The organism is Arcticibacter sp., from assembly GCF_053551015.1.
The window spans coordinates 182,202-202,543 of sequence record NZ_JBMQOB010000003.1; the positions used below are offsets into that span (position 1 = coordinate 182,202).

General features: G+C 45.3%; 18 protein-coding genes and 2 tRNA genes. 10 read left to right on the plus strand and 10 right to left on the minus strand.

Going from position 1 to position 20,342, the window contains the following annotated elements:
- Positions 1 to 58: 58 nt before the first annotated feature.
- From ACO1NU_RS01220 to sufB, 6 genes are read right to left on the minus strand one after another with little or no spacing between them, the layout of a single operon-like run.
- Complete coding sequence (locus ACO1NU_RS01220) at positions 59 to 379, minus strand: metal-sulfur cluster assembly factor (RefSeq protein ID WP_448816622.1); 321 nt, start codon at positions 377 to 379, stop codon at positions 59 to 61.
- A gap of 4 nt (positions 380 to 383) precedes the next feature.
- The gene (locus ACO1NU_RS01225; RefSeq protein ID WP_448816623.1) at positions 384 to 806 is read right to left on the minus strand and encodes a SufE family protein; all 423 of its coding nucleotides are present in this window, start codon (positions 804 to 806) and stop codon (positions 384 to 386) included.
- Between the two features lie 5 nt (positions 807 to 811).
- The gene (locus tag ACO1NU_RS01230) at positions 812 to 2,065 is read right to left on the minus strand and encodes an aminotransferase class V-fold PLP-dependent enzyme (RefSeq protein WP_448816624.1); all 1,254 of its coding nucleotides are present in this window, start codon (positions 2,063 to 2,065) and stop codon (positions 812 to 814) included.
- Between the two features lie 27 nt (positions 2,066 to 2,092).
- Entirely contained in the window at positions 2,093 to 3,418 is a 1,326-nt protein-coding gene (sufD, locus tag ACO1NU_RS01235) for a Fe-S cluster assembly protein SufD (protein ID WP_448816625.1), read from the minus strand.
- Entirely contained in the window at positions 3,399 to 4,157 is a 759-nt protein-coding gene (sufC, locus tag ACO1NU_RS01240; protein ID WP_448816626.1) for a Fe-S cluster assembly ATPase SufC, read from the minus strand. The genes sufD and sufC overlap by 20 nt, the downstream gene beginning before the upstream one ends.
- A 26-nt stretch (positions 4,158 to 4,183) precedes the next feature.
- Positions 4,184 to 5,626 carry a Fe-S cluster assembly protein SufB gene (gene sufB, locus ACO1NU_RS01245; protein WP_448816627.1) on the minus strand — a complete coding sequence of 481 codons (1,443 nt, stop codon included), beginning with the start codon at positions 5,624 to 5,626 and terminating at the stop codon, positions 4,184 to 4,186.
- Between the two features lie 134 nt (positions 5,627 to 5,760).
- Between sufB and ACO1NU_RS01250 the strand changes: the two genes are divergently transcribed.
- Positions 5,761 to 6,387, plus strand: a complete 627-nt coding sequence (locus ACO1NU_RS01250; protein WP_448816628.1) for a helix-turn-helix transcriptional regulator — start codon at positions 5,761 to 5,763, stop codon at positions 6,385 to 6,387.
- Between the two features lie 3 nt (positions 6,388 to 6,390).
- Here ACO1NU_RS01250 and rpe read toward each other — a convergent pair whose 3' ends face one another.
- Positions 6,391 to 7,062 carry a ribulose-phosphate 3-epimerase gene (gene rpe, locus ACO1NU_RS01255; protein WP_448816629.1) on the minus strand — a complete coding sequence of 224 codons (672 nt, stop codon included), beginning with the start codon at positions 7,060 to 7,062 and terminating at the stop codon, positions 6,391 to 6,393.
- A 159-nt stretch (positions 7,063 to 7,221) separates the two neighbouring features.
- Between rpe and rocD the strand changes: the two genes are divergently transcribed.
- The 8 genes from rocD (at position 7,222) to ACO1NU_RS01295 (ending at position 16,945) form a co-directional block, all read left to right on the plus strand.
- Complete coding sequence (gene rocD, locus ACO1NU_RS01260; protein WP_448816630.1) at positions 7,222 to 8,463, plus strand: ornithine--oxo-acid transaminase; 1,242 nt, start codon at positions 7,222 to 7,224, stop codon at positions 8,461 to 8,463.
- Positions 8,464 to 8,496: 33 nt separating this feature from the next.
- Entirely contained in the window at positions 8,497 to 9,177 is a 681-nt protein-coding gene (locus tag ACO1NU_RS01265) for a hypothetical protein (protein ID WP_448816631.1), read from the plus strand.
- 68 nt (positions 9,178 to 9,245) lie between these two features.
- On the plus strand, positions 9,246 to 9,590 hold the full coding sequence (locus tag ACO1NU_RS01270; protein WP_448816632.1) for a hypothetical protein: 345 nt from the start codon (positions 9,246 to 9,248) through the stop codon (positions 9,588 to 9,590).
- Between the two features lie 62 nt (positions 9,591 to 9,652).
- Positions 9,653 to 11,965, plus strand: coding sequence for a TonB-dependent receptor (locus tag ACO1NU_RS01275; RefSeq protein WP_448816633.1), 2,313 nt, complete (start codon positions 9,653 to 9,655; stop codon positions 11,963 to 11,965).
- Between the two features lie 14 nt (positions 11,966 to 11,979).
- On the plus strand, positions 11,980 to 12,630 hold the full coding sequence (locus ACO1NU_RS01280; protein ID WP_448816634.1) for a hypothetical protein: 651 nt from the start codon (positions 11,980 to 11,982) through the stop codon (positions 12,628 to 12,630).
- A gap of 156 nt (positions 12,631 to 12,786) precedes the next feature.
- Positions 12,787 to 13,080, plus strand: a complete 294-nt coding sequence (locus ACO1NU_RS01285; protein WP_448816635.1) for a GlcG/HbpS family heme-binding protein — start codon at positions 12,787 to 12,789, stop codon at positions 13,078 to 13,080.
- Positions 13,081 to 13,259: 179 nt separating this feature from the next.
- Entirely contained in the window at positions 13,260 to 15,719 is a 2,460-nt protein-coding gene (locus ACO1NU_RS01290; protein ID WP_448816636.1) for a TonB-dependent receptor domain-containing protein, read from the plus strand.
- A gap of 35 nt (positions 15,720 to 15,754) precedes the next feature.
- On the plus strand, positions 15,755 to 16,945 hold the full coding sequence (locus ACO1NU_RS01295; protein ID WP_448816637.1) for a PepSY-associated TM helix domain-containing protein: 1,191 nt from the start codon (positions 15,755 to 15,757) through the stop codon (positions 16,943 to 16,945).
- Between the two features lie 33 nt (positions 16,946 to 16,978).
- On the opposite strand, the gene ACO1NU_RS01300 is transcribed toward ACO1NU_RS01295, so the two are convergent.
- From ACO1NU_RS01300 to ACO1NU_RS01310, 3 genes are all read right to left on the minus strand, one after another.
- Positions 16,979 to 17,064: transfer RNA gene (locus ACO1NU_RS01300), tRNA-Leu, on the minus strand.
- 55 nt (positions 17,065 to 17,119) lie between these two features.
- A tRNA-Gly gene (locus ACO1NU_RS01305) sits at positions 17,120 to 17,192 on the minus strand.
- Positions 17,193 to 17,290: 98 nt separating this feature from the next.
- Positions 17,291 to 17,779: a regulatory protein RecX gene (locus tag ACO1NU_RS01310; RefSeq protein ID WP_448816638.1), complete on the minus strand. Its 489-nt coding sequence runs from the start codon at positions 17,777 to 17,779 to the stop codon at positions 17,291 to 17,293.
- A gap of 63 nt (positions 17,780 to 17,842) precedes the next feature.
- On the opposite strand from ACO1NU_RS01310, the gene ACO1NU_RS01315 reads away from it, so the two are divergent.
- Positions 17,843 to 20,311, plus strand: coding sequence for a bifunctional UDP-N-acetylmuramoyl-tripeptide:D-alanyl-D-alanine ligase/alanine racemase (locus ACO1NU_RS01315; protein WP_448816639.1), 2,469 nt, complete (start codon positions 17,843 to 17,845; stop codon positions 20,309 to 20,311).
- Positions 20,312 to 20,342 lie beyond the last annotated feature (31 nt).

Genomic DNA, 20,342 nt, shown 5'->3' on the forward strand with positions numbered 1-20,342 from the left:
AAAAAGAGGGTAATCATGATCTATGATATACCCTCTTTCTGTACTTCCACTAAATTTTCTACATGAATCCGAGCTCCAGCTGAGCTTCTTCACTCATCATGGTTCTGTCCCATGGTGGGTCGAACGTAATTTCAACCCTAACTTCTTTAACGCCCTCTATATCCGAGAGACGTCGCTCAACATCCTGAAGAATCTGGTCGGCAACCGGACATCCAGGCGCTGTGAGGGTCATTACCACTTTCACTATACCATCGGTCTTCGTGATTAACTCGTAAATCAGCCCCAGCTCATATATATTCACCGGTAGTTCGGGATCAAAGACCGTTCTAAGCCTTTCGATAACCTGATCTTTTATACCTGCAGCATCGTTAATAATCATGACATCAAGCTTTTAATGAATTGTAAGCAAACGCATACATCTTAATCTGTTTCAACATGGAGAGTAATCCGTTTGAGCGCGTAGGAGATAAATGCTCTTTTAGGCCAATACGATCAATGAAATACAAGTCGGCATTCAGAATTTCGGCAGGCGAATAGCCGGATAAAACCTGAACAATAAGATTGACCAGTCCCTTTGAAATAATCGCATCACTATCAGCGGTGAAAAAGATTTTTCCATCTTTCATTTCCGGATAAAGCCAAACTTTAGACTGGCATCCCTGAATGAGGTACTGATCCTGTTTGTACGACTCATCAATCAAAGGAAGCTCCTTTGCTGAAGTGATGATGTGTTCATATTTATCTACCCAGTCGGTAAGAAACTCAAACTCATCAATCAATTCGTCCTGCTTCTCATTTATAGTCATAGAAATTAAATTAAAATTCCAATAGCCCGTTTTAAGCTACTGATGAAGATATCCACCTCTTCACGGGTATTATAGACGGCGAACGACAAACGTAAGGTTCCGGGGATATTATAGAAATCCATAACCGGCTGCGTACAATGATGACCTGTACGAACAGCAATACCCATTTTGTCGAGCAAAACACCAATATCATAAGGATGAGCACCCTCCACAACCAAAGAGATGGCACCAGCCTTTTGCGCAGCGTTACCGACGATCTTCACCTCCGGCATCTCCAGCAATTTACCGGTTGCATAACTCAATAAATCTGCCTCATGGCGCTCGATATTTTCCAGCCCAACTTCCTTGATGAAATCCAAAGCAGAAAGCAGCGTAATCGCGCCTTCTATGTGAGGAGTTCCCGCTTCAAATTTGAACGGAAGGTCATTATATTCTGTGGCTTCGAAAGTGACGGTTTTGATCATATCGCCCCCTCCCTGGTAAGGCGGAAGCTTGTTTAACCAGGCCTCTTTTCCATAAAGGATACCAATTCCCGTCGGACCGTACATTTTATGTCCCGAAAACACCAGAAAGTCGCAATCAAGATCCTGAACATCAACTTCTCTGTGCTGAACAGCCTGAGCCGCGTCAAGCAAAACCGGAATATTACGTTCATGTGCCAGCCTGATAATCTCTTTAACAGGGTTCACTGTACCCAGGCTATTCGATACATAGGTTAGCGCCACGATCTTAACACGGTCATCCAGCAGCGCCTCATATTGATCCATCAGCAGTTCGCCAGCTTCATTCATCGGAATGACCTTTAGCGATGCACCTTTCTTTTCGCAGGCCATCTGCCAGGGAACGATGTTAGAATGGTGTTCCATCGCCGAGATGAGTACCGAATCACCAGGCTCCAGAGCGTATGATCCGAAAGCATCTGCTACCAGATTAATACCATCTGTGGTTCCCTTCGTGAAAATGACTTCATAAGGATGTGCAGCATTGATAAATTCCGCTACTGCGTTCCGTGTAACCTCATAGGCGTCTGTAGCTTTCTGACTCAGAAAGTGTACTCCCCTGTGGATATTACTATTAATCGTAGAATAATAGTCGGTTATCGCTTGAATAACAGCATAGGGCTTCTGCGTGGTTGCCGCATTATCAAAATACACAAGCGGTTTACCGTAAACACTTTGCTGCAATGCAGGAAAGTGTTTACTAATAGGTTCGCCTTTATATAACAGTGATGTTTCTTTCTGATCTGTAAATGCTTCCATGGATTCTTTTTTCAAACTGTACAAAAATTATGCAACAGTAAGATTCTCACTCCGAAGTTTTTTAAACAGCAAGTCTGACGTATATTCCTGCAATGCCGGAATAGTAAGTCGGTCAAGCACTTCGAAAACAAACGACTGCATGATGATTTTCTTAGCTGATTCTTTACCGATACCTCTTGACTGCAGATAAAACAACGCTTCATCATTCATCTGTCCGATAGTTGATCCGTGAGAACACTTCACATCATCAGCAAAAATCTCAAGCTGTGGCTTACTGTTTACAGTCGCATTGTCGCTCAGCAGAAGATTGTTGTTTTGCTGAAATGCGTTGGTTTTTTGGGCATCCTGACGGACAAATACCTTACCGTTGAATACCGCATGTGAACTGTCCAGTAATACCCCTTTGTACACTTCATTCGTATTACAATAAGGCGACTGGTGATCCACCAGCGTGTGGTTATCCACATGCTGATTATCCGTAAGGATATAGGCTCCAAGCAAGTTCGTTTCTGTCCCGGTACCCTGAAGCTGAAAGTTCAGGTCATTTCTAAGCAAGCTTACCTCGCTAAGAGAAATATTCGAGTTATTTACTGTACTGTTACGTGCCTGCAACACTTCCCTGTGCTGAACAAAATATGTGTTCTCACAAAGTGTATTGATCATGTGGGTATGCAAAATTGCAGACTCATGAATATCCTGTTCGCTCACATAGCTGATAAACAATGGCAGAACCACCGATTCAGAATGATACGTTTCAACTACAGTCGCCTCACTATGCTGTTCAGCGACGATAAGCATACGGTAAGGAATAAATTCCGGACGCTCATTAACTGTGAACACATGCGACACATGTACCGGCTTTTCAACCACCACATTCGGAGCAACATGTAAAACACTGATCTCGGTAAAGAAAGCAGTATTCAAAGCCAGCATAGAAGAATCTTCTTCAGCAGCTATCGTACCGATCCTTTCTGCAAACCTAGGCTCCGCAAGGGCAGCTGTGGTATCGTAAAAGGTAATTCCTTCAGGAAGTGCATCCGACAATTCAGGAGCGTACTTTCCATTCACAAGAACGATATGAGCAGCCTCCAGGTTCTCGATCTTGTTTGTATTGCTAACGGTATGACTATGATCAATGGTCCATTGCAAATCGTCTTTCAATGCTGAAGTAAGGCTTGTAAATTTCCATTCTTCGTTCTTTCTGGTAGGAAAACCCAGTTCCTTAAACACAGAAAAAGCATGATCACGTTTCTGAGTCACACTAAGAGGCTCAGAAGGCAATACCGTTGACTGCTTTTGTTCAAAACGAGCAGTCAAATAATTATAAAACTTATTATACAATCCCTGTTTCATGTTGTGTTATCCAATCATACCCTTTTTCCTCTAACTCAAGCGCCAGTTCCTTCGTTCCGGATTTGATAATCCGTCCATCATACAGGATGTGAACAAAATCAGGCACGATGTAATCAAGTAAGCGTTGGTAGTGGGTAATGATCACAAAAGCGTTGTTTTCACTGCGAAGCTTGTTTACACCGCTTGCAACGATACGTAACGCGTCAATGTCGAGTCCAGAGTCAGTTTCATCAAGAATAGCAAGCTTTGGATCTAACATCGCAAGTTGCAGAATCTCATTACGCTTCTTCTCACCGCCGGAAAAGCCTTCATTCAAAGACCTGTTAACCAACGAAGATTTAAGTTCAACAAGCTCCTGCTTATCCTTCAATAGTTTCAGGAAATCTTTAGAGCTCAACTCAGGTAAACCTCTGTAGGCACGGATTTCTGCAAGTGCAGTTTTAAGGAAGTTGATGTTGGATACACCCGGAATTTCTACCGGATACTGAAAAGCAAGGAATAATCCCTCACGGGCACGGTCTTCAGGAGCCATATCCAATAGATCCTTTCCGTCCAGTAATACTTCACCCTCACTTACCTCATACTCTTCTTTACCTGCCAGAACGGACGCTAATGTACTTTTACCAGATCCGTTAGGACCCATTATCGCGTGAATTTCGCCAGCCTTAACCTCAAGATTGATCCCTTTAAGGATCTGTTTTCCTTCAATCGAAGAATGAAGATTATTTATATTAAGCATGTTTTTATTAAAATTTATCAAAATAACTATCCAACGCTACCATCAAGCGAGATAGCCAACAACTTCTGAGCCTCTACAGCAAACTCCATCGGGAGCTTATTCAATACTTCTCTTGCATAACCGTTGACGATCAGAGCAACAGCCTTCTCGCTGTCAATTCCTCTCTGGTTCAGATAAAAGATCTGGTCTTCACCAATCTTTGAAGTCGTCGCCTCATGCTCTACGATAGAACTGCTGTTCTTTCCTTCAATGTAAGGAAACGTATGAGCACCGCAACGATCACCGATCAGAAGTGAATCACATTGAGTAAAGTTACGTGAATTTACCGCATTAGCATGGATAGACACCAGGCCCCGATAACTGTTATGACTCGTGCCGGCTGAAATACCTTTGGATATGATCCGGCTTTTTGTGTTCTTTCCAAGGTGGATCATCTTCGTTCCTGTATCAGCGATCTGCTTGTTACGGGTAAGAGCCACTGAGTAGAATTCTCCTGATGAGTTATCACCCTTCAAAATCACACTTGGGTATTTCCAGGTGATAGAAGAACCAGTCTCAACCTGAGTCCAGGAGATCTTAGAGTTGTTCCCTTTGCAGATACCTCTCTTGGTCACAAAGTTATAAACACCTCCTTTACCGTCTTTATCACCAGGATACCAGTTCTGAACAGTAGAATATTTGATTTCAGCATCATCAAGCGCAATTAGCTCCACAACCGCAGCATGCAGCTGGTTTTCATCACGCCGTGGCGCTGTACAACCCTCCAGATAACTTACATAACTACCCTCGTCAGCAATAAGCAAGGTACGTTCAAACTGACCACTGTTCATTGCGTTGATACGGAAATAGGTTGATAACTCCATAGGGCAACGAACGCCTTTAGGAATATAGGCGAACGATCCGTCTGAGAAAACTGCCGCGTTCAATGCGGCAAACAGGTTATCGTTCGCAGGAACCACAGTTCCCAGATACTTTTTCACCAGCTCAGGATGATGTTGCACGGCTTCGCCGAAAGAACAGAAGATAACACCGATCTCAGCAAGCTTGTCTTTGAAAGTAGTTGCAACAGATACACTATCAAATACAACGTCAACAGCAACTCCTGAAAGCATTTTCTGTTCATCTAAGGAGATGCCCAGTTTTTCAAACGTTGCCAACAGCTCCGGATCCACTTCATCCAAACTGTTCAGCTGCTTTTTCTTCGGCGCTGCATAGTAAGAGATAGCCTGAAAATCCATCTCCGGAAATTCAAAATTCTGCCAGTCAGGTTTCTCCATTTCCAGAAAACGCTTCAACGCTTTCAGGCGATACTCCAACAGCCATTCCGGTTCATTCTTCTTTGCAGAGATGAAACGTATGGTGTCTTCGTTCAAGCCCGGAGGTAAGATCTCCGTCTCGATATCGGTAGAGAACCCGTACTCATATTCACTCGTGGCAAGTGTTTCTAATAACTCTTGGTCTTTACTCATAGCTTAACTTATTAAACCTATTTTCCAATCCAGCGATTTTGTTCTCACAAAACCCCTCAAAAAAAATTCTGGCTTTTTATTTAATACAAAGTTACTACTTTTGCATTAAACAAGTAAAAACTTGGAAAATATTTATGCGAACAAATAGGTTCTTACAACTTTTAAAAACAAGGGGGCCTCTAAACGCCAAAGCCATCGCCAGTGAACTAGGGATGACGAGCGAGGGAGCACGTCAGCACTTGATTAAACTCACTGAAGACGGCCTCTTAAAGCCCAGCTCCATTTCGAATGGTGTTGGAAGACCTGTGCAAATATATGAACTTACAGAATATGGACACGCCCATTTTCCCAACAACCATGCAGCCCTCAGCGTTGAGCTTCTACAGGCTATTAAAAACGAATTGGGAGAAGAAGCGCTCGAAGTAGTCCTCGTAAAACGTGAAACCGAAGCGGTTAAAAGATATGCCGAGCTATTGAAGGACGAAAAAGACCTTGCCTCTATTCTTAGAAAATATACCCAAATCCGCTCGCAGGAAGGCTATATGGCTGAGTGCATCACGGTATCTGAGCATGAGTTCACCTTACTCGAAAACCATTGCCCCATTGGAGCTGCCTCAAGTGCATGTTCGGGTTTCTGCCATTCTGATATGAAGATTTTACAACAGGTATTGGGCCCTGAGGTAAACATTGTTCAGGAGCATACCATTGCCCGCGGGCAACGTATATGCTCCTACACCATCAGACTACCTGAAAAAAAATGACATTTAAATCAGTTTTCTGGCGGGTTCTATCGCTTTCAGCTGCTTCACGGTAGACAGAGGATCCTGTGCACTGAAGACAAAGTTTCCGGCAACCAGAACATTCGCTCCGGCTTCCAAAAGCAAGGGAGCATTATCAATATTAACGCCTCCATCTACTTCAATCATCAGGTCGTCATGAATGCCGGCCGATAATTCCCGAAGAGCTCTTATTTTCCTATAGGTCTGCTGAATGAACTTCTGGCCACCAAAGCCTGGATTTACCGACATAATTAATGCCAGATCAATATCCTGCACAATGTCCTCCAGCAGAGATACAGGGGTATGTGGATTCAAAGCCACACCTGCTTTACAACCCAGTTTTTTTATCGCATCAATTGTTCTGTGCAGATGCACGCAAGCCTCATAATGAACAGTAATGACCGAAGCACCTGCATTTGCAAAAGCTTCAATATAGCGGTCGGGATCCGTAATCATCAAATGTACGTCCAGAGGCTTCTTAGCATGCTTCCTGATCGCTTCCACAACCGGAAAGCCAAATGATATATTAGGTACGAAAACACCATCCATAATATCAACATGAAACCAATCGGCTTCAGAGCTATTCACCATTTCTATATCACGCTGCAGGTTAGCAAAATCCGCTGCAAGTACCGAAGGAGCAATAAGATAATTCATGAGTCAAAGATAATCTTTCACCAGCTTTTTCGGTCCCCAAATTTGGTTTCAGCCGAAAATGACTGCCGGCAGCTCTGCAGCAAAAGGCTCATCTAATCGAATATTCCTATATTTAAGCATTTTCAGGCCAACAAAGCCGAAACGCATAAAAAGAATTTCATGATGTCAACTATCTCCAGCCAGGACGCAATCGCTCTAGAAGAAAAATACGGTGCTCACAACTATCATCCCCTGCCTGTGGTTCTTGCGAAAGGCTCCGGTGTACACGTATGGGATCCGGAAGGAAAACGTTATTTCGATTTTCTATCAGCGTACAGCGCCGTCAATCAGGGGCATTGCCACCCCCGCATTATCCAGGCCCTGACGGAGCAGGCACAGCAGCTGACCCTCACCTCCCGTGCCTTCTACAGTGTAAAACTCGGGGAATGTGAGAAGTTTATAGCTGAATTTTTCGGCTACGAGAGGGTGCTCATGATGAATTCTGGCGCAGAGGCTGTTGAAACAGCGATTAAACTAGCCCGGAGATGGGGCTACGTCAAAAAGAATATTCCCGATCAACAGGCAACCATCATTGTTGCAAGCGAAAACTTCCATGGCCGTACAACAGGGATCATCTCTTTTTCTTCAGACCCTGATTCTACCAGGAACTTTGGCCCCTACATGCCGGGGTACATCACCATACCTTACAACAACCTTCAGGCTCTTGAAGAACACCTCTCCAATCCTGCTATCTGCGCTTTCCTGGTTGAGCCTATTCAGGGGGAGGCAGGAATCAAAATACCTGATGAGGGCTATTTAAAAAAAGCCTACGAGCTTTGTCGCAAACATCAGGTTTTATTTATAGCAGACGAGGTACAGACAGGCATCGCCCGCACAGGGAAACTACTTGCCTGCAATTATGAAGATGTTCGTCCCGACGTTCTCATCCTGGGAAAGGCCTTGTCGGGAGGCGTCCTCCCCGTTTCGGCGGTTCTTGCAGACGACGAAGTTATGCTGACGATTAAGCCCGGGGAGCATGGCTCCACATTCGGTGGAAACCCTCTGGCTTGTGCCGTCGCAATTGAAGCACTGTCGGTGGTCAGAGACGAGAAGCTGGCTGCAAATGCTCAGCTTATGGGTGATAAATTCCGCACGGCGCTGTCTGAGCTTAAAGCCCGTTACCCGCAGACTATCTCTGCTGTACGAGGCCGGGGACTGCTAAATGCGGTTGAAATCCTCCCTCAGGAAGACGGACGAACCGCCTGGGATCTCTGCGTCGCATTGAAGGACATGGGGTTATTGGCTAAACCCACCCATGGCCATATTATCAGGTTTGCTCCACCGCTTGTAATTACCGATGAACAGATGGCGCAAAGCCTTCAAATAATAGAAAGAACACTCGAAACTTATACCACATCCTGATGTTAATCATACATCCGGTTTTAGTGGTATTATATGAGAAAACATCTTTCCGTTCTAGCTTTCATTATCTGCCTTACGTCAGCAAAAATAGCCCAGGCACAGTCCGTTGATTCCATCCTGGGCATGAGTCAGGAAATCCTGCAAAAAGAACGTATTTTTAGTGTCAAAGGAATAGGAATGGCCTTCCCTATCGGGGGAGTTGCCGACGTCCTGCGTCCCCGATTTTCCTCGTCTATCGGGCTGCAGATCCTTGCCAAGAACAGGAAACACTTCCTGTATCCATCCCTCGATTATCTGAACTACAAATACGACCAGATCAACGTAGATCCCGATTACGATTACAAGACCAGAAACGCCAACGCAACCTTCTATATGGGGAGCATCGCCTACGGATACATGAAGAACATCAAGAAGTTCCGGATCTTTGGCTCTGCAGGTGTCGGCGGCGGTATTGTAAACGAACCCAGATCCCGGATTGATGAAGCCGCAGGAGAGATCATCCACCGCAATAAAAGCAGTTTCTCGGGGATCGTCAAACTGAATACCGGCTTTGACTACGGTAAAAGAAGATTCAAATTCTTCGCAGAGCTTAGCTATATGCAGAATACAAAAAGAATTCAGGGACACAACCTTCAGACCTTCGCCGTTAATGTGGGTACCAAGACCAATCTATTCAGGCTGGCAAAGAGCATAGATGACATTCGTAAAAAATAAACGCAAAATACCGTTGTAGCTCTCGCTTTTTAAATGCAACTTTGTAGTATTAACTTTTTACTCCAAAAATGAAGAGAGTTTGCAGTCTTGTATCGTTTATCATGTTGGTGACGCTCGCGTTCATCCAACTGGTGCAGGCTGTACATCAACATCATGACGCTGTTCATTTCACCAGGCACACAGAAAGCAGCTCACATGAAGATCTGCAGCTCGCAGATGCCAAGTGCTTTCTTTGTTCCTTTCATTCAAACACCAATACCAATCCAGCCCTTCTACCGTCGGTGCTTACAATCAGCACCTACATGGTCCGCCACGTTCTGCAACAAGCGGAACTAAGCACGACCATCAGAAAGGCCTACACCGGAACCTCGTACAACAAAGGACCTCCCTCAGTCCCCCTGTTTTCACTGTAACACATATCTGCTGTCCTCAAGGGCATCTTACGACATTTTCGTCATCCGGAACATAATCACATATGAAACTTAGGGTATTTATATGTATTACCCTCTTATGTCATGGTCTGTCATCTGCAGCCCAGGACAAGGGAAATACATCATGCGCTCATACAATCAGCGGCCTCGTATCCGATACAGATACAGGGCAACCGATTTCGGGAGCAACCATTCAACTGGAAACAAAGAGTGGACTAAGCACAAGCGAAGGCACGTTTTCGATCAATAATCTGTGCACAGGCAAAGTACTGATTACAGTCAGTGCCAGAGGCTATAATTCTTTCCAGAAACAAGTCCGCATCAAACAGTCCGAGCGATTGACCATCTCCCTGCACAGGCAAGACATTAAGCTGAATGAAGTGGAGATCACCGGTCACCGCTCCCCGGCACCTACGTCGAATGCTGCTACATCAATAGGCGGAGCAGAACTGGATCGCACACGTGGAGGCAACCTGGCCGAAGCTATCAAAAGCATCAGCGGAGTCAACATGCTGCAAACGGGAAGCACCATTTCCAAACCGGTCATTCAGGGTCTGCATAGTAACCGCATCTTAACGCTGAACAATGGCATTCGTCAGGAAGGTCAGCAATGGGGAGCCGAACACGCTCCTGAGATCGATCCTTTCATCGCCCGGCAAATCACCGTGATCAAGGGGGCCGAAGCGATTCGCTACGGAGCCGAAGCTATTGGTGGCGTTGTGCTGGTTGAACCTCCTTCCCTACCCCGTACGCCCGAATTACGAGCTGAGCTAAACCTTAGCGGGGCCAGCAATGGCAGAGCGGGTACTGCCTCGGGAATGATCTCAGGTGGCCTGGCCAGGCTTCCCGGCTTCGGATGGAGAATCCAGGGAACAGCCAAACAGGCGGGTAACCTGCAATCTGCAGACTACTACCTCGAGAACTCCGGGATGAAGGAGATGAACTTTTCCGCTGCCCTGGGCTATAACTCAGACCATCTGGAGACAGAAATCTATTATAGCCACTTCCAAACGGAACTGGGCATCTTCAAAGGAGCCCATTTTGGCAACCTCAGTGATCTCCAGGACAGAATAGCGTACGGCCGACCACTTTTCGATGGTAGCTTTACCTACAATCTCGAAGCACCGCTGCAAAAGGTAAGTCACGACCTCGTTAAACTAAAGTCCCATTTCCATCTTGCAAACGGAGCTTCTGTGAACGCCATCTACGGTTTCCAGTATAACAATCGCCAGGAATACGATCTCCGGAGAGTGTTGAATGCAACGCCTTCGCTCAACCTGCAGCTATACTCCCATACCATCGATCTGAATGTAGAACAGATGAGCGAGTCGGGTCTGAAAACCACCTTCGGATTCAATGGATTGATGCAGGTCAATAACAACGTTCCCGGAACGGGCATTACTCCGATGATCCCCAACTATGATACCCATGGTGCAGGACTTTATGGCCTAGCGAAACTATTCAGACGGAATTACGAATTGGAAATAGGTGCCCGTTACGATTACAGGAACCTGGATGCGTTGGGATATAACCGAGACGGAGACCTGTACGGCGACAAGCACAATTTCCACAATGTATCAGCTTCAGCCGGAGCGGTACTCCATCTGAACAATCACTTTCACCTCCGCACGAATCTGGGAAGTGCATGGCGACCTCCGGCTGTGAGCGAGCTCTACAGCGACGGGCTCCATCACGGCACAGGATCGTACGAACGGGGCGATCAGAACCTGAAGAGTGAACGTGCACTTAAATGGATCAACTCCATTGAATTTGAAGCAGACAGATTCAGCCTGAACGTAGATGCCTATCTCAATTACATCTACGATTATATCTATCTGAGCCCTTCTGCCAGCTACTTCGAAAACATACGCGGAACGTTCCCAATCTACAACTATAAGCAGACAAATGCACGTTTCGCGGGACTTGATCTTACAGCAAAAGCTCAGGTACTGCCGTTCGCAGAATATGAACTTAAAGGCTCTGTTGTAAAAGCCAGGGATGTACGCAATGACAGCTATCTTCCCTGGATCCCATCAGACCGCTTAGACAACAGTCTCAGGTTTAAACTTCCTGAATTCGCACAGCTTTCAAGCAGCTACCTCCGGATTCAACACCAGTTCGTGGCCGAACAAAAGAGATATGACGAAGGATCGGACTATACGCCACCTCCATCGGCTTACAATCTATTCAACCTCGACCTTGGCACTCAGATGAAGATAGGAAAGAACAACCTCTCCCTGAACGTGTCAGCCCAAAATTTAACAAACAAGCTTTATAAGGAATACCTGAACCGGTTCAGGTACTACGCACATGACACCGGCCGTAATTTCATTTTAAGAGCTACATACAGAATCTAAAACACAGAAACATCATGACAACAAAAAACAACATACTCGCCTTCACATTCATCATCCTGTCAGCTTTATTCATCAGCTCCTGCAGTAAAGACACCCCTCAGCCAGAAGTAGAGCAGGAAGAACCAGACCGGGCATTGCTCACATTCACCAAACTGGATGCAAATGGCAATGAAACACAAACCAAGGTGACGGTAGATTTCGATGGACTGTCCCACGATCATGATCACGACCATGCTCATGCAAGCAGCGCGACAGTTTCAGCAGAAGACGAACACGATCACGCTCATGCACACATTCATCTTGATGCTAATTCCACGTATCGTTTACAGATTGAGATGTACAGAGCGGGGCAGATGATCAATAACGAGTTTATCAAAGCTGCCGACGAGCATCAGTTCTTTTTCTTCGCAAAAGACGAAGCCGGAAAGCCGGTGTCCAACATCTTCACTTACGTGTACGAAGACAAAGACCAGAATAATCTTCCTATTGGCCTCAAAGGTAAATTCACCACACTGGGTGCGGGCCAGGCAGACATCCAGGTTATCCTAAGTCATGGCCTCGATAAGTACAAAGTTCCCGCAGGTGTTTACAATTATGACAAGTACTCACTCGTCGGCGACACAGATATGGATCAAACATTCGATCTACATATAGAAGCTGAATAATTTTCTGCTGCACCAAAAGAGAAATGCCTTGTAAACTCAAGGCATTTCTCTTTTGTACTTACAGGAAACTGCTGCTACAGATCTCAACAAACAAGCCAAACAAAACCAGTCTACCTCCACGGTGTTGTATGCTGACACCCTATTAAACCAATAATAGTGAGCGGCATCAACCTCGAAAAAGCAGAACAACTCTCTAATGCTGCAAAAGCTAAAGCAAGACAGATCGGCGTCCCCATGAATATCGCTATTGTCGATAAGAAGCTAGCTCGTTTCATTTTACAGAACGGACAGTACTTGGTTGGGCTCAGTGGACATTCGATCAGGAAAGCTAAAACCGCCCGGTTCGTTAATATGAATTCTGGGGAGATTGGAAAGTTATCTCAACCAGGAGGCCCCCTATTCGTAATTAAACATTCCAAAGGCGGGCTTATTATATTTCCCGGGGGGTAGAGCGCTGAAAAAGGACCAAGCGGAATCTTGGACTAATGACCGTTAGGCATAGATTTTAGTAAGTTGCCCTGTCCCCTTCCGGCGATAGAAATATTGTTATTTAAAATAATTCTTAATAAGGCTTAAAAAGGAGTAAAATACTCGTATTATTGCCTTAATTTAAAATCATTCTAAATAATATGCTTAAACCCCATACTCTTATTATTTTCCTTTTTTGTTTCCTGACGTCCGGAATAGCCCTTGCACAACAGGAAATTACCCTACATGGCTCAGTGAAAGATTTGGATGGCCAGGCCTTACCCGGAGCGGCCATTGTTGTCGAAGCCACAAACTACAGTACTACAGCCGACAAGGAAGGCATGTATATTTTGAAATTAAAGCCCGGTACTTACAAATTTGTTTATTCATTCGTGGGCTTCAATAAAGTCACCAAGACTATCAATAGCAGTGATCTTAGTGAGCTTCATATACGTATGCAGGCGGCTACATCTTCTCTCCAGCAAGTAGAAATCGTTGGCCGAAAAGAGCAGAGTTATAAAACCACAAGGTCTTTTATTGGAAAAGCGGAGACTGATCTGAAAGATATTCCGCAGTCTGTTTCCTATGCCAGCAAAGAATTTATAGCTGACCGGGGATTGACACGAGTGGGAGATATTGTGAGGAATTTGAGTGGTGTAACCCAGGCGAGTTTTTATGATGACCTTACTATAAGAGGATTCAGAGTAAACGGTCAAACTAATACCCAATTGATCAATGGATTAAGAACGAGCACCGGGTTTTGGAAACAGCCCCTCGCAAACTACCTGGAGCGTGTGGAAGTGCTTAAAGGACCTTCTTCGGCACTTTTCGGGAACGCTAGCCCGGGTGGAGTAGTAAACCGTGTAACAAAAAAGCCATTGGACGAAACCCGCAGGTCTGTAAACTTTTCATTGGGAAGTTTCAATACCTTTCGAGCGTTAGCTGACTTTACGGGGCCGGCAAGTAAAGACAGTTCGCTGCTCTATCGTCTTAACCTGGGATATGAGAATGCGGGGTCATTTCGCGATCTCATGTTTGATAAGAACATTGTTATTGCACCGTCACTCACTTTCTTACCCACGGATAGAACAAGTGTTAATTTCGACTTGGTTTACAATGACTCGAAAAGCAGGCTGGACCGGGGACAAACCCTGTTCGGCAGCTCAGATTTAAATTCTACACAGCAATCCTTATCGCTCAATACGGCAAATGATTACATGAACGAACTTACGTATAATGTAACTGTGTCTATTAATCATAGAATTACTGACAATTTCAGTGTAAATGCTGCCTATATCAAGACCGGCTACGAAGAAGATCTATATGAGCATCGTACATCGGGTACCTATGGAGTCGATAAAAACGGTGCAGCTTTGAATAATATGGCGGGAATGATGATCATTTCGAGAAAGCGAAAACGATATATTGACAATTTATCCGGATACTTTAACTACAAGCCGAAGACAGGAGTCGTAAAACATAATATTGTAGCAGGTTATGATTATGGCAGCGAAAAACTACCTGTAGGAAGTTCGCAGATGAGTGCTGGAGGATACTTGAACAAAACAAGGGACACAGTCATCAACAGGTATGTAGCTAAAGACAGTCTCAAATATGCACGGGATAGAAACGGAGCTCCTATTCCGAATGTCCCTCATTTTAACCTGTCAGATCCTTTAGGTTCACAGAAGATGATTGATGACAGTAAATCTGTGTTTACAAAAGGTGAGGTGGCACCTACTTTTTATTACCTGAATGCTGTCTATCTTCAGGATCAGCTTACCATAGGCAAACTTCAGGCTTTGATAGGTATCAGGTATGAGTATTATACTGATTTTGCCAATTATAAACTGGCCATTGAGGAGGAAACACATTCTGAAGCGTGGCTTCCCAGACTGGGACTCGTATATAGCCTCACTCCGAACATTAATCTTTATGGAAGTTATGTAGAAGGCTATAACCCACAAACTGCCTCTACTATAGCCAACCCCGAAGCGGGAGGGCCTTTTGATCCGCTAAAGAGCAATATGATCGAGTTTGGAACGAAAACTTCCTGGTTCCGTGATCAGCTTACGTTTTCTGCGTCGATTTATGAGATACAACAAACAGGGGCATTATATACGATTACAGGAAGTAACGCACTCAGACAAATTGGTGATGAAAAGTCCAGGGGGATAGAATTGGACGTGACGGGCCGGTTGTTGCCCAACCTCAGCATTATGGCTTCCTACTCCTATAATGAAGCTAAAATAGTGGAGAGCAGTGATCCTGGTGAAAAAGGCTTACAAAAACCAAACGCTCCAAAAAACACTGCCAATATATGGTCCAGGTATAGCATTGCCAAAGGGCCTTTGAGAGGTCTCGGCATTGGGGCCGGCTTCAATTTTGTCGATAAGCGGAACTTGAATTATGACAGTTCCCTAGCTCCTGAAGAACAGCTGACCATTCCAGGGTTCACCTTGCTGAACGCGGCGGTATATTATAACGTTGGAAAAATGCAGTTACAGCTAAACGCCAGCAATATTGGAAATAAGAAACACTGGGTTGGGGGGTATGACTATTTCCGTATTTTCCCTGGTAATCCGGAAAGTTACCTTTTCTCTTTAGGATACTCTTTTTAACAGTGAATAGTCATTTGCATACAAAAAGTCAGGTGATGCGAAAGAGCAAGCCTGCAAAGTCGGGATTTAGAAAGATAGTGGGCTGGCTCCATCTTTGGGTAGGCCTCGTTACCGGCCTGGTGATTTTCATCGTATCGTTAACGGGCTGCATATTCGTCTTTGAAGAGGAGATTTTCGATACTATCCATTCCGAAATCACTCAAGTAGCAGAAACTGGACCGCAAAGGCCCGTTTCTGTTCTTTTGGCGGCTGCTCAGGAACAGCTGGGAGAACACAGGCCTATCAACAATCTCATCGTATCTAACAAACCGGACAGAAGCTTCATTTTTGAAGCCTCTGGTGACCGTGAGCCGGAAGAGTGGGGCTTTTTTTACTTCAGTCAAGTTGACTATATAGACCGCGTGTTTGTAAATCAGTATACAGGTAAGGTTCTGGGGGTAGTAGATGTTAAATATGAATTTTTCCACATCGTTGAGCAGGTACACAGGCAGCTACTGTTGACCAGACCTGTTGGAAGGTTTATTGTAGGAGTCAGCACGCTGATCTTTATATTCATGTTACTTAGCGGGATTGTATTATGGTGGCCGAAAAATTACAAGCAGCTTAAGAGGAGCATCAAAATAAAGTGGAATGCCCGTTGGAAGCGGATTAACTACGATCTGCATAACAGCGTCGGGTTTTATGTTCTTCCATTCGCCTTGCTAATTGCAGTGACAGGCTTGGTGTGGTCATTTAACTGGTGGGAAAATGGCATATATCAGTTGCTTGGTGGTAATGATAAAAAGCTGTTCAGAAGGGAACTTCCAGCCCTTGTTTATTCTTCCGCTGATACATCGCTGAACAAGTGTGATTTGATATTTGCAAAGCTTAGGAAAGAGGTCAACGGCGATTGGGAGCGTATGGTTCTTAATTTTCCGAGCGAAAGCAATAAGCAAGTTATGGGATTCGTACACACTACGAACAATAAAGATGGCTGGAAAGGAGCCAGCTACTTTTATTTTGATGGTCGGGATGGCCGCTTATTTGACTCGTTGCCGCATGAAAAGAAGTCGCTGGCCATGAAGTGGCGGAATTCAAATTATTTTATCCATACGGGAGGGATATATGGCTTATGGTCACAGGTGTTTGCTTTCCTGGCAAGTCTCGTGTGTGCCAGCTTACCCGTTACAGGATGCTTAATATGGTGGGAGAAGCGTAGAAAATGCGGAAAAAGAAAAGCCTTGTAGGATAAACACCTACAAGGCTTTTCTTTTTATTCGTACTGAAGGCGGGAATCGAACCCGCACTCGCTTTAAGGCGAACAGGATTTTAAGTCCTGCGTGTCTACCAGTTCCACCACTTCAGCAGGTTAGAAACCTTTTTAAACTTAAATCCCTTCTCGGTAGGGAGAAGGGATTTAGAGCGAAAGACGAGATTCGAACTCGCGACCCCGACCTTGGCAAGGTCGTGCTCTACCAACTGAGCTACTTTCGCATTATTTGGTGTTTATCGCAACGTTGTTCCGTTTTGATGATGCAAATATAGAGAGAAAAACGCTTCTGTCAAGCCTAAAAGTCATTTTTTTTTAAACTTTATAGTAATTCATTGACTTTCAGCACATCAAAAATTAAGTCATTTTCATACCCCCTCATCAAACCATACTGAATCAGCTTATTTTTTCTTCTGAAGGCATCGCCTTCATGAATCTGCCCGGCTTTTTTGGCTAAAATAACCCTCAGCGTCTCCAGATAATCTTCATCATCGATCTCATTGAGCGCTTTTACAATCAGCTTATCTGATACCTTTTTTGCTTTCAACCCCATTCTGATCTTGATCCTCCCCCATTGCTTCATCCTGAATTTCCCGAGAGCGTAACTGCGGGCAAACCGTTCTTCATTCAAAAAGTTATTCTGAATAAGCTCCGAGATCAACTCCTCCACCTCATCACTCCTCAGCCCGTAATCATACAGCTTATTGCGGACCTCCTGCTGCGACCTTTCCTGGTACGCACAATAATGCTCCGCCTTCGCAAGCGCAGTCTTCTTATCAAGGATTTTTTTTACCGGTTTGTCGAAATCCATTCGCTTTTTATAATTCGTAAAATTATCATTCAAATCGCAAAAATTGCGGAAATTAGCACCGAAATGTATCATCCTGAATATTCGGTTCAACATATCCAAGAAATCATCCAGGCCGAAGGGGTTACGCCCGATCCTAACGCAGTTATCCGCACCCTTGCCTTTGACAGCAGAAAGCTGGCCGACGAGAAATTCACCCTTTTCTTTGCACTCAAGGGCCGCAGGAGCGGCGAGACATATATAAAGCAAGCGTACGACTCAGGGGTACGAAACTTTGTGGTCAGAACAGACTACAAGGATACAGACGCATGGCCCGGGGCCAACTTCCTTTTCGTAGACCATCCTGTGCAGGCATTACAAAGCTTGGCGGCAGCCCACCGGAAACAGTTCAACTATCCGGTAATCGCCATCACCGGAAGCAATGGTAAGACCATTGTGAAAGAATGGCTTTACCAGCTGCTTCGGCACAACAAAAAAATCGTACGTAGCCCTAAAAGCTACAATTCACAGATTGGGGTGCCACTGTCCGTATGGAACATGACTGCGGAGCAGGAGCTCGGCATCTTCGAAGCAGGGATATCCCTGCGCGGAGAAATGGCTGCCCTGGCCAATGTGATTCAGCCTACTATTGGTGTGCTGACCAATCTGGGTGACGCGCACAATGAAGGTTTCGGCAGTAAAGCTGAAAAGCTTGAAGAAAAGCTAAAGCTCTTCAGCCAGGTCGACCTCTTCGTTTACTCTCCCAGATACATACCTGATGAGAACATCAGCCTTCCCGGCAGGAAACAATTCAGCTGGGCATTCAACCAGCCAGCTGACCTTTGCATTACTCATCAGGAGGATAGTCCAAGTGGCGGTACTACCCTGACTGCATCTTTTCAGGGACAAACCATGTCCTGCCAGCTCCCCTTCAGAGACGCGGCTTCTTTGGAAAACGTGGTTTGCTGCTGGTCCGTCCTGCTGGCCCTCCATTATAAGCCCTCTGACGTTACGCAATGGTTGGAAAAACTTCATACCGTGAACATGCGGATGGAGCTCAAAAAAGGAATAAACAACTGCTCCGTCATTGACGATTCCTACAGCCTTGATCTTTCTTCGCTCAGCATCGCGCTCGACTTTTTGAATCAGCAGAAACAGCATCCTAAAAAGACTTTGATCCTTTCTGATATTCCTGAATCGGGTATTTCTTCGGAAACATTATACCGCCAGGTAGCTGATCTCTTGCGCAGCAAGGACGTTGACAGACTCATTGGCATTGGTCCGGAAATCTCCTCCTTCTCCGGTCTCTTTTCGCTGGAACAGCAGTTTTATGAAAGCACTGCTTCGTTCCTGTCAGATATGCCGCAGCTGCGGCTGAATAACGAAGCTATTCTGCTGAAAGGTGCCCGCCGTTTCGAGTTCGAACATATCAGCAAGGCTCTCACCCAGAAAGTTCATGAAACTGTTCTCGAGATCAATCTCAGCGCTCTGGAGGCTAATCTGAATCACTATAAGGCGAAACTGAAACCGGGAGTAAAACTCATGGCCATGGTTAAGGCCTTTTCCTATGGCAGTGGCAGCTACGAGATTGCCAATATCCTCCAGTTTAATGGAGTTGACTACCTGACGGTTGCTTACGCTGATGAAGGGGTTTCACTGCGACAAGCGGGCATTACGCTGCCTATCATGGTCATGAATCCCGACGTGGACGGCTTTGAAACCATGATCGACAACAATCTGGAGCCTGAATTATATAGCTTAAGAGTTCTTCGAAACTTTCTGGACGCGCTTTCATCCTCCGGCCGCACCGGATATCCCGTACATATCAAACTCGATACGGGCATGCACCGCCTGGGTTTTATTCCCGATGAGCTTGAACCGCTGCTGGCACTCATTTCCGGGGAACCTGGCATAGCCGTAAAAAGTGCTTTCTCTCATCTTACCAGCAGTGAAGACCCTGATTCTGATCATTTCACACGTCAGCAAATCAAGTTGTTTTCTGAGATGACCACCCGGCTCGAGTCTGCGCTTGGTTATTCAATCATCAAACATATTGCTAATACTTCTGCCATCAGCAGGCTTCCTGAAGCTCAGTTCGGCATGGTTCGCCTGGGCATAGGTTTATATGGAATTGACAGTTCGGTATCCTCCATGAAGTCGCCCCTGCATACTGTGGCGCGCCTGGTAACCTGCGTATCTCAGATCAAAGAATTGCGCAAGGGCGATACTGTTGGCTACAATCGCCGTGGAGTGATGCTCCATGATGGCAAAGTAGCAACCGTAAAGATCGGTTATGCCGACGGCTATGACAGAAAGCTCGGCAATGGAGTGGGACATATGCTGATCAATGGGCACCTTGTTCCCACGATAGGAAGCATCTGTATGGACATGTGCATGCTTGATGTCTCCGGCGTCGATGTGGAAGAGGGAGACGAGGTGATCGTCTTTGATGGCGAGCACACCGTGAGTCATATAGCAAGACAGCTGGAAACCATCCCCTACGAAGTGCTAACCGGCATATCTCAGCGGGTCAAACGCATCTATTTCTACGAATAACGTATATATTTCTATAAACTGTAATTTACAC

Bases quoted from the DNA above. Each gene is read 5' to 3' on its own strand.
- ACO1NU_RS01220 (WP_448816622.1), bottom strand. From the start codon at position 379: ATGATTATTAACGATGCTGCAGGTATAAAAGATCAGGTTATCGAAAGG.
- ACO1NU_RS01225 (WP_448816623.1), bottom strand. From the start codon at position 806: ATGACTATAAATGAGAAGCAGGACGAATTGATTGATGAGTTTGAGTTT.
- ACO1NU_RS01230 (WP_448816624.1), bottom strand. From the start codon at position 2,065: ATGGAAGCATTTACAGATCAGAAAGAAACATCACTGTTATATAAAGGC.
- sufD (WP_448816625.1), bottom strand. From the start codon at position 3,418: ATGAAACAGGGATTGTATAATAAGTTTTATAATTATTTGACTGCTCGT.
- sufC (WP_448816626.1), bottom strand. From the start codon at position 4,157: ATGCTTAATATAAATAATCTTCATTCTTCGATTGAAGGAAAACAGATC.
- sufB (WP_448816627.1), bottom strand. From the start codon at position 5,626: ATGAGTAAAGACCAAGAGTTATTAGAAACACTTGCCACGAGTGAATAT.
- ACO1NU_RS01250 (WP_448816628.1), top strand. From the start codon at position 5,761: ATGCGAACAAATAGGTTCTTACAACTTTTAAAAACAAGGGGGCCTCTA.
- rpe (WP_448816629.1), bottom strand. From the start codon at position 7,062: ATGAATTATCTTATTGCTCCTTCGGTACTTGCAGCGGATTTTGCTAAC.
- rocD (WP_448816630.1), top strand. From the start codon at position 7,222: ATGATGTCAACTATCTCCAGCCAGGACGCAATCGCTCTAGAAGAAAAA.
- ACO1NU_RS01265 (WP_448816631.1), top strand. From the start codon at position 8,497: ATGAGAAAACATCTTTCCGTTCTAGCTTTCATTATCTGCCTTACGTCA.
- ACO1NU_RS01270 (WP_448816632.1), top strand. From the start codon at position 9,246: ATGAAGAGAGTTTGCAGTCTTGTATCGTTTATCATGTTGGTGACGCTC.
- ACO1NU_RS01275 (WP_448816633.1), top strand. From the start codon at position 9,653: ATGAAACTTAGGGTATTTATATGTATTACCCTCTTATGTCATGGTCTG.
- ACO1NU_RS01280 (WP_448816634.1), top strand. From the start codon at position 11,980: ATGACAACAAAAAACAACATACTCGCCTTCACATTCATCATCCTGTCA.
- ACO1NU_RS01290 (WP_448816636.1), top strand. From the start codon at position 13,260: ATGCTTAAACCCCATACTCTTATTATTTTCCTTTTTTGTTTCCTGACG.
- ACO1NU_RS01295 (WP_448816637.1), top strand. From the start codon at position 15,755: ATGCGAAAGAGCAAGCCTGCAAAGTCGGGATTTAGAAAGATAGTGGGC.
- ACO1NU_RS01310 (WP_448816638.1), bottom strand. From the start codon at position 17,779: ATGGATTTCGACAAACCGGTAAAAAAAATCCTTGATAAGAAGACTGCG.
- ACO1NU_RS01315 (WP_448816639.1), top strand. From the start codon at position 17,843: ATGTATCATCCTGAATATTCGGTTCAACATATCCAAGAAATCATCCAG.